General features: G+C 70.2%; 2 protein-coding genes and 1 pseudogene. All 3 read right to left on the minus strand.

Going from position 1 to position 1915, the window contains the following annotated elements:
- Positions 1–330 (minus strand): M14 family metallopeptidase (locus tag AB0E85_RS39910; RefSeq protein WP_361937654.1); only part of this gene is annotated, 330 nt, incomplete at its 3' end.
- A 23-nt stretch (positions 331–353) separates the two neighbouring features.
- Positions 354–1736, minus strand: a complete 1383-nt coding sequence (locus AB0E85_RS39915) for an aminotransferase class III-fold pyridoxal phosphate-dependent enzyme (RefSeq protein WP_361937655.1) — start codon at positions 1734–1736, stop codon at positions 354–356.
- Positions 1733–1915, minus strand: a pseudogene (locus AB0E85_RS39920) (ABC transporter permease); the annotation flags it as partial. The pseudogene AB0E85_RS39920 and the gene AB0E85_RS39915, both read right to left, overlap by 4 nt.

The raw sequence follows: 1915 nt of genomic DNA on the forward strand, positions 1-1915 counted from the left end.
GCCCGGGAAGATCCGGTTGAGGTTGAGGTGGTCGATGCCGCTGGCGCGGGCGGCCGCCTCGAAGGCCGGGGTGTTCAGGCAGGGGATGCCGACGATCGTGCCGCGCAGCGTGGCCGGGTCGATCTCGGCGAGGACGCGGCGGATGGCCTCCTGGCCGTCGTACTCGTCGCCGTGCACGCCCGCGTCCACACACAGGACGGGGCCGTCCTGGACGCCGTTGACGACGATCAGCGGAATGCCGAGCTCCACGCCGTAGCTGCTGGTGCCGACGGGGATGAGGCCGTGGGCACGCTCGCCCGGGGCGACGGTCAGCGGACCGATGGAGTACATGTGGTTCCTTCCCAATACGTGGATCAGATGTGGGACGACGCCTCGGCGAGGGTGCCGGCGATGATCGCGGCGATGCGGTCGAGGACGGCGCGGTCGCTGATCAGCGGGGGCGCTATCTGGACCAGCGGCGCGGAGCGGTTGTAGACGCGGGCCAGCAGGCCGGCCTCGCGCAGCCGCCGCGGGATCAGGTCGCCGATCAGCTCGGTTCGGGCCTTGGCGCTGAAAGCACCGTCGTCCAGGTCGCCGACGAGTTCACAGGAGTAGAAGAACCCGGTGCCGCGGACGTCACCGACGATCGGCAGGTCCTTGAGGGCCGTCATGCGCTTGGCCAGGTCACCCTGGAGACCGCGGACGTTGTCCAGGACGCGGTCCCGCTCCATGATGTCCAGGTTGCGCAGGGCGATGGCCGTGCTCAGCGGATGCCCGGCGAAGGTGTAACCGTGGTTGAGGACCGCGCCGGGCCGGTTGATGACCTCGGTGACCTTGGTACCGACCAGGGTCGCGCCCAGGGGCGCGTATCCGGCGGTGATGCCCTTGGCGACGGTGATCATGTCCGGGCGGGCGCCGTAGCGGTCCCCTCCGAACCACTCGCCGATCCGGCCGAAGGCCGTGATGACCTCGTCGGCGACGAGCAGGAAGCCGTACCGGTCGGCCAGCGCCCGCAACCCCTGCCAGTACCCCTGGGGCGGCGTGATGCAGCCGCCTCGGTTCTGTACCGGCTCGGCGATGAGCATCGCGACGGTCTCGGGGCCCTCGGTCAGGATCGCGGCCTCCAACTCCGCGAGCAGCCAGGCCGTGTACACCTCGTCGTCCGCGAACTCCGGTGCGAGGCCGAGGCGGTTGGTGTTCGACACGAACCGGGTGTCGATCGCCGGCGGGCCGTACGGCTCCGTCAGGCCGGGGTCGTCGTTGAACGACAGAGTGCCGATGGTCAGGCCGTGGTAGGCGCCGCGCCGGGCGATCGCCTTGGTGCGGCCCGGCTCGCCGCGCAGGGTGTGGTAGCGGCGGGCTATCTTCCAGGCGGTCTCGACGGCTTCGGCACCGCCGCTGGAGAAGAAGGTGTGCTCGATGTCGACGGGGGCTATCCGGGACAGCCGCTCGGCGAGTTCGATGGCCGAGGGGTGTGCGGACCCTGTCCACAGCGGGCTGTAGCACAGCTCGCGCAGTTGCCGTTCGGCTGCCTCGGCGAATTCGCCGCCGTAGGAGTAGCCGAGCTGGCAGCAGTACAGACCCGACAGGCCGTCGATGTAGCGCCTGCCGTCCGCGTCCTCGATGTACGGGCCCTCCCCCCGCTGGACGACGAGGAGGTCTTCGCCCTGGTCGCCGAGCGATCCGTTGGCGGTCATGTGCAGCAGCAGGTGCCGCTGTGCGGTGGCCGCGGTCAGCTGAGCGGCGGCGGTGCTCATACGGCTTCGCCTCCGGGGTTGGCGACGCCGACGGTGTTCTCGACCGAGAGCAGGGAGTCCTGTCGTCCGGAGCCGAGCCAGCGGACCAGGGCGACGAGGCCCAGGGCGAGGATGGCGAAGGCGATGAGGATGGCGCTGACCGCGGTGACACTGGGGTCGATCTCGAAGGTCAGGGAGTT

This window comes from Streptomyces sp. NPDC029044 (assembly GCF_040637495.1).
In the GTDB taxonomy this organism is placed as follows: Bacteria; Actinomycetota; Actinomycetes; order Streptomycetales; family Streptomycetaceae; genus Streptomyces.